The sequence below is a fragment of the Halobacillus sp. genome, from assembly GCF_049282395.1.
Lineage (GTDB): Bacteria > Bacillota > Bacilli > Bacillales > Halobacillaceae > Halobacillus.
In genome coordinates this window covers 1-6,642 of sequence record NZ_JBAPTY010000180.1, presented here as the reverse complement: position 1 = coordinate 6,642, position 6,642 = coordinate 1, and the positions used below count along the sequence as shown (strand labels likewise).

Here is a 6,642-nt window from a genome sequence, read left to right as displayed (position 1 = left end):
TTAGATAGAGTCTTGGCTTATTTACAACCTTTCTCGATAATGAACGATGGAACTTTTCCCATCGTTTATCGTTTGTAGGGAGAATCCATACCTCGATAGAAGCAGGTGTGTGTCCGCTGATCATGTTTTGATAGTGAGTACATTTTTTGGGTAATTTGAAAATTAATTTTTTCATTTTAGAGGGAGTCTGTGATAGGAAAAGATCCTTTTTGAGGCACACTGCCTATTACCTTATGTTCGATCAAAGAGATTTGGCAGGATATCAAACAAAAAGAGAGCGCACAACATTTGTACGCTCTCTTAAATAATCAGGCGAAAAAAATGGTCCACCTGCTCTATTAACTATTAAGATTTTTGAGAAGGTTCTGCTACTTTAACGAGCTGTTTACCAAGGTTAGCTCCTTCAAACAGACCAAAGAAAGCCTCAGGGATGTTTTCGAACCCTTCGGTGATCGTTTCTTCGTAAGTGAGTTTTCCTTCACTCAACCATTTGGACAATTGCTGGAAACCTTCGGAGAAGCGGTCTTGATAATCCCCTACAGTGAATCCTTTAATTAATACACTTGATTTAATTAAGTGCATTTGAATACGCGGTCCCTGGTCGTTCGGGACGTTATAAGATGAAATGGCACCACACTGGGCAATTCTTGCATACTTATTGAGAAGCGGATAGACTGCATCGGAAATATCTCCGCCTACGTTATCGAAATATACATCAATACCGTCCGGACATTTCTCCTGAAGCGCTTCAGATACATTTTCGGTTTTGTAGTTGATGGTCGCGTCTACGCCTAGTTCTTCTTTTAAATAACTGGTTTTTTCGTCTGTGCCAGCAATACCAACAACACGGCAGCCCATAATTTTACCGATTTGAACGACGGTGGAACCAACAGCACCTGCTGCTCCGGAGACCAGAATCGTTTCTCCTTCTTTAGGTTGGCCAATGTCCATTAAGCCGAAATATGCGGTAAGCCCTGGCATGCCAAGAATACCTAGAGAAGTAGTGATCGGCCCCAGACGAGGATCAATTTTACGAAGGCCGTCTGCTTTTTGTACTGTATATTCTTTCCATGGAAGCATTCCAGTAATAATGTCGCCTTCACTTAATTGATCAGCGTTGGATTGCACCACTTCTGCGACAGCACCGCCTTCAATAGGCTCGTTTAGTTGAAAAGGTGCAACATAGGATTTGGCGTCGCTCATACGACCTCTCATGTAAGGGTCTACGGATACGTATAACATTTTCAGGAGTACTTCTCCTGAGCCTGGTTCAGGCTGGTTATTCTCTACAACTTTAATATGTTCATGTGTAGGTGTAGCTTTTGGTCTTTCTACTAAATGTATTTCACGGTTCATTTGATAAAACTCCTTTCATGGATTCTCAACCTATATTGTATCGCGTAAGGTTCATAAAATGAAAATAATGTGATTGTTATTACCATATCTGCCTCAGATAAGGTAGGATGATAGGGGAACAGTGTAGAAGTAAAATCTTAGGAGGATTTATGGAACAGAAGCAAAATCTATATGAAAAAGTCAAATTTGTAATAGGAGATAATTTTATAACCATAGAAGAAACGGGCCACTTAACAGACCGGGAACTTTGTCAGTTGACGGATTTCTTAGTTATAGATAAAGATATTCAGCAGGTGGACAATATTACTATTCTAGTGAACAGCGATCGAGCAACAGAACTAGAGAAGCATCTAAAATCCTGCCAATTTCAATTTCATGATGAGAAAGTCTTTGTGCGATTTGATCTCAGCAAAATGGTGGATGAGGAGGCAGCTTTTACTATGAAATCGCTGAGAGATATCCCTGTGGAACATTTTAAAGACGTATGGAAAAGATCTATGGAAGGATCTTTAAACGCTTCGCCATATTTAAGTATGGACGAACAAATAGGAAGCGTAAGAAAAGAATTGGGTTCTTCTTACATAGATACGTGTAATGTGGCTTATGAAAATCAGGAAGCTATTGGTGTGGTAATGCCTCACATTGAGCCCGGCACAGAAAATGAAGGTCGGATGTTTTACTTTGGGCTGGTTCCGGAAGCTCGCGGCCAAGGGAAAGGCTCGGTTCTTTATAGACAGGGATTGTATATGTTGAAGGAAGAATTTGGAGCATTATATAGTATAGGAGCTACAAGTGTAAACAACCATCCTATGCTTTCCGTACTTCAACGGAACGGCTGTGAGGTTACAGAAACCATTAAATTATTTAAAAGGTCGAATAGAGGGGGATTCGATGATTCTTCACACCACTATTAAAGGAACAGGGGAGCCAGTAATATTTCTTCATAGCCGTCTGGAAACAGGGGTTACAGATTTTGAATACCAATGTGACCAGTTATGTGATCAGTTTCAGGTAATCCTTCCTGACTTAAGGGGACACGGCAATTCTTTCAGTGATGAATTTAACCATTTCTTTGAGAATACAGCTCAGGATCTTGCTGAAACGATGGAACATTTACAAATGAATGAAGCTCACATCATCGGCAGTGATTTAGGGGCATTTGCTGGGATTTTATTGGCCCGAAATCACCCCCACAGAGTAAAGAGTTTAACGGTTTCGGGCATTTATCCCAAAAAACCTGCCCGTTGGAAGCAGTTGCATAGAAAAGAGACAGAGAAACAAAGATGTCTACTTCGAGATAAGACTCAGATAGATTATTACAACCTTCTCCATAATACAAACTGGAGAGAATTTATTTACCTGGCAAGAAACCCGGACTGGTATCCGTTTTATTTATCCGAAGGTTTAGCTGACCTGAGGGTGCCTGTGCTTTTCATAGCGGGGGAGTCCGTTCAGTATGAAGCATCCGGCGCTTCCATTTACGGAGATTGTCCTTATATTCATAAAGCGGTACTACCTTTTGCAGGGCACTCTGTTCATAAAGATCAGCCAGTTATTTATAACCATATTCTCCTGCAGTTTCTTCGAAAAAAAACAATATAAAACAGCCCTCTTCATGCAATAAAGAGGGCTGTTCCTTATCGTTCTGCGCTTTGAAGTTCTGCCGCTTCTTCTTTTGTAAAAGCACGTGACCTTGATAAAAATCTTTTTCCTTCTACGCCTTCTAAAGAAAACATTCCTCCGCGCCCATCTACCACATCAATAATCAATTGAGTATGCTTCCAATATTCATACTGTTTTTTGTTTATATAAAAGGGGGAAGAACCAATTTCACCTAATAGAATATCCTGCTTGCCTATCATTAAGTCACCATCTGGATAACACATTGGCGAACTTCCATCACAACACCCTCCGGACTGATGAAACATCAAAGGTCCATGCTTATCTTTCAGCTTGTCAATCAATTCGAGGGCGGCATCAGTCGCAGTCACACGTTCGACCATCTTTTGTCACCTCCTCACTTTAGATTAATAGAATCCTAGTTTCTGAGGGCTGTAGCTGACGAGCATGTTTTTGGTCTGTTGATAGTGGCTTAACATCATTTTATGGTTCTCACGCCCAACACCAGACATTTTGTATCCGCCGAAGGCTGCATGTGCAGGGTAAGTATGATAACAATTGGTCCAGACTCTACCGGCTTCAATTCCCCGGCCGAAACGATAGGCCGTATTCATATCCCGCGTCCATATTCCGGCTCCCAGACCATACAGTGTATCGTTTGCAATGGACATGGCTTCTTCTTTGTCTTTGAAGGTGGTGACAGAAAGGACAGGTCCAAAAATCTCTTCCTGAAAGACACGCATGTCGTTGGTTCCTTTAAACATGGTAGGTTTCACATAGTAACCATCTTTAAAATCGCCGTCCAGCTGGTTCCTTTCGCCTCCTACAAGGCATTCTGCACCTTCCTCTTTGCCAATTTGCAGGTAAGATAAGATCTTATCCAGCTGTTCAGAGGAAGCCTGAGCTCCCATCATAACTTCAGGATCCAGTGGATTACCTGTTTTGATGGCTTTCACACGTTCAATAGCACGGTCCATAAACTGGTCATATATCGATTCCTGTATAAGTGCTCTTGATGGACATGTGCAGACCTCACCCTGGTTTAACGCAAACATGACCATGCCTTCAATGGTTTTATCTAAAAAGTCATCATCTTCACGCATCACATCTTCAAAGAAGATATTTGGCGATTTTCCTCCAAGTTCTAACGTGACAGGGATGATGTTCTGGGAAGCATACTGCATGATCATTCGTCCGGTTGTGGTTTCACCAGTAAAAGCTACTTTATTAATGCGTGGATTCTGAGCAAGAGGCTTACCTGCTTCAAGTCCAAATCCATTTACTATGTTCAGTACACCGGCAGGAAGGAGGTCTTCAATCAATTCGAGTAAGTACATAATCGATGCCGGAGTCTGTTCTGCTGGTTTTAGTACAATCGCATTTCCTGCTGCAAGAGCCGGCGCAATCTTCCATGTTGCCATTAAAATAGGGAAGTTCCACGGAATAATCTGACCTACGACTCCCAGAGGCTCGTGGAAGTGATAAGCAATTGTATCTTGATCAATTTCGCCAATTGACCCTTCCTGAGCACGAATAACAGATGCGAAATAACGAAAATGATCCACAGCTAAAGGGATATCAGCATTTAAAGTTTCCCGCACCGCTTTTCCATTTTCCCAAGTTTCAGCTACTGCCAATTTTTCTAAGTTCTCTTCCATCCTGTCTGCGATCCTATTAAGGATCAGCGATCGTTCGGTCACGGAGGTTTTCCCCCAGGCGTCTTTTGCCTGATGGGCCGCTTCAACAGCCAATTCCACATCTTCTTCTGTAGAACGGGCTACCTGACAGAAATTCTGGCCTGTCACAGGTGTCACGTTTTCAAAGTATTCCCCATTTACCGGGGGCGTCCATTTACCACCAATGAAATTATCGTAACGCTCTTTGTATTGAACAATCGATCCTTCTGTATTTGGAAATGCATAGACCATTCTTACTCCTCCTCAATGTGTAATGAAGTGTAAACGCTTACAAAAAACTTTATGTAAAGAGTAGACACTTATCTTGAACCTAGCATGTTATCAGAATTTTGTCAATTATTAGAAGAATAGGGTAATATAAACGTTTTGGTGTCTGCTTGCTTCTTTTTGTTATAATAGAGTCAACTTATCAATAAAGGGGAACAGGTGAATGACAACAACGAACCGAATTATGGTTGTGGACGGGATGGCTTTGTTATTCCGTGCTTTCTATGCTACAGCCATGAGCAATTATTATATGATTAATAGTAAAGGTACACCAACCAATGCCGTCTATGGTATGGTCAAGCACCTTTTTACAGCTATAGAAACGTATCAGCCTACGCATGTTGTGTGCTGTTGGGATATGGGGAGTCAGACATTCCGCAATGATTTATTTCCGGATTATAAAGCTAACCGTGGGGCGCCGCCAGAGGAACTAATTCCACAGTTTGATCTGGCTAAAGAGGTGGTCGAATCTCTTAATATACCAAATGTGGGGCAGGTTGGTTATGAGGCAGATGATTGTATGGGAACATTAAGCCGCCTTTACAGTGAGCACTCTCAAGTGTTTCTGCTTACAGGTGACCAGGACCTGCTTCAATTATTGCAGCCCAATGTTCACGTCGTCCTATTAAAAAAAGGCTATGGTAATTATGCTGAATATCATCAAGACTCCTTTTACGAAGAAAAAGGAATTACACCCTCTCAAATGGTGGATTTAAAAGCCTTAATGGGAGACAGCAGTGATAACTATCCTGGAGTGAAAGGGATCGGTGAAAAGACGGCTCTCAAACTTCTAATGGAGCACCAGACCATTGAAGGGATCCTTGAAAACTTAGATAAACTGACAAAGGGGCAGCGTACCAAGATTGAGCAGGATTTAGAAATGCTTCACTTATCCAGACAGCTTGCCAGAATTAATTGTGAAGCAGATGTTAACTGTTCCCTGGAGGACGCTCTGTTTTATATTGATGATGAAAAAATGGAAGCTAAATTTAATGAACTGGAGTTCCGAAATTGGAAAAAGAATTTAGTTCGTATATAAAAGTCAGGAGCAGCTGCTCCTGACTTTTTTATAATAAATCTTTCTTTTGCGTAAACCTGAAGTTGTTGGCTTCTTTAAAACACATAGCTGATTTCTTATATAATCGCTTTTGGTAAAAAATATCCCCAAGCATTTCCAAATAGGTTTTATAATCTTCGTATTCGTTTAGCTCTCGCATACTTGGTACGATTTCATTCTCAAGCTTGTCGATGAATTCGTCGTCATGAGTTGTCTGATTTATGGTGTGACGCAGCACGAAAAATTTATGCATGAAAAATATACTATGAGAGTCGATGGCTTCTTGTTCACCTAAATGAATATAGTCCCACGTAGCCTTCATGTCGTTGCAGTAATAACTTGTAGAGGCGAGAAGATAGAGGGTGCTAATTTCAAAATATTTTTCAGACGTTTCAATATCCTGTGCCTTTTGTAAATAATGTAAGGCTTCTTGATATTTTTCTTGATTGGCGTATATATAACCTAGATTATGAAATATTCTTCTTTTTTCCAACTGGGGAAGGTGATATTTAGCAAATTTGAGTAATTTAAGGAAATATTCCTCTGCTACGGAATGAATGTTCAAGTATCTGTAGTTCAAAGCAACGATCATGAACGTGTCAACTAGCCTAGAATAATTAAGATTATTTTTATACCCTTCTATAG

The 6,642-nt window shown here is 40.8% G+C and carries 7 protein-coding genes; 3 read left to right on the top strand and 4 right to left on the bottom strand.

The window, feature by feature from the left end; translation table 11 throughout:
- Nucleotides 1-345: 345 nt before the first annotated feature.
- Nucleotides 346-1,356 (bottom strand): NADP-dependent oxidoreductase, encoded by a 1,011-nt coding sequence (locus tag WAM07_RS08360; RefSeq protein ID WP_422166028.1) that lies wholly within the window; start codon nucleotides 1,354-1,356, stop codon nucleotides 346-348.
- Between the two features lie 149 nt (nucleotides 1,357-1,505).
- Here WAM07_RS08360 and WAM07_RS08355 point away from each other — a divergent pair, with 149 nt between their 5' ends.
- Both WAM07_RS08355 and WAM07_RS08350 read left to right on the top strand, forming a co-directional pair.
- The gene (locus WAM07_RS08355; protein WP_422166027.1) at nucleotides 1,506-2,270 is read left to right on the top strand and encodes a GNAT family N-acetyltransferase; all 765 of its coding nucleotides are present in this window, start codon (nucleotides 1,506-1,508) and stop codon (nucleotides 2,268-2,270) included.
- Nucleotides 2,248-2,958 (top strand): alpha/beta fold hydrolase, encoded by a 711-nt coding sequence (locus tag WAM07_RS08350; protein ID WP_422166026.1) that lies wholly within the window; start codon nucleotides 2,248-2,250, stop codon nucleotides 2,956-2,958. The genes WAM07_RS08355 and WAM07_RS08350 overlap by 23 nt, the downstream gene beginning before the upstream one ends.
- A gap of 35 nt (nucleotides 2,959-2,993) precedes the next feature.
- On the opposite strand, the gene WAM07_RS08345 is transcribed toward WAM07_RS08350, so the two are convergent.
- Complete coding sequence (locus WAM07_RS08345) at nucleotides 2,994-3,359, bottom strand: DUF779 domain-containing protein (protein ID WP_422166025.1); 366 nt, start codon at nucleotides 3,357-3,359, stop codon at nucleotides 2,994-2,996.
- 24 nt (nucleotides 3,360-3,383) lie between these two features.
- A complete protein-coding gene (locus tag WAM07_RS08340) occupies nucleotides 3,384-4,904 on the bottom strand; it encodes an aldehyde dehydrogenase family protein (protein WP_224895796.1) in 1,521 nt (506 codons plus the stop codon).
- Nucleotides 4,905-5,103: 199 nt separating this feature from the next.
- Here WAM07_RS08340 and WAM07_RS08335 point away from each other — a divergent pair, with 199 nt between their 5' ends.
- Complete coding sequence (locus WAM07_RS08335) at nucleotides 5,104-5,979, top strand: 5'-3' exonuclease (protein ID WP_014645071.1); 876 nt, start codon at nucleotides 5,104-5,106, stop codon at nucleotides 5,977-5,979.
- 28 nt (nucleotides 5,980-6,007) lie between these two features.
- Here WAM07_RS08335 and WAM07_RS08330 read toward each other — a convergent pair.
- On the bottom strand, nucleotides 6,008-6,642 hold a 635-nt coding region (locus WAM07_RS08330; protein ID WP_422166024.1), incomplete at its 5' end, for a tetratricopeptide repeat protein.

Coding starts and splice junctions, on each gene's coding strand:
- WAM07_RS08350 (WP_422166026.1), top strand. CDS start 2,248: ATGATTCTTCACACCACTATTAAAGGAACAGGGGAGCCAGTAATATTT.
- WAM07_RS08345 (WP_422166025.1), bottom strand. CDS start 3,359: ATGGTCGAACGTGTGACTGCGACTGATGCCGCCCTCGAATTGATTGAC.
- WAM07_RS08360 (WP_422166028.1), bottom strand. CDS start 1,356: ATGAACCGTGAAATACATTTAGTAGAAAGACCAAAAGCTACACCTACA.
- WAM07_RS08340 (WP_224895796.1), bottom strand. CDS start 4,904: ATGGTCTATGCATTTCCAAATACAGAAGGATCGATTGTTCAATACAAA.
- WAM07_RS08355 (WP_422166027.1), top strand. CDS start 1,506: ATGGAACAGAAGCAAAATCTATATGAAAAAGTCAAATTTGTAATAGGA.
- WAM07_RS08335 (WP_014645071.1), top strand. CDS start 5,104: ATGACAACAACGAACCGAATTATGGTTGTGGACGGGATGGCTTTGTTA.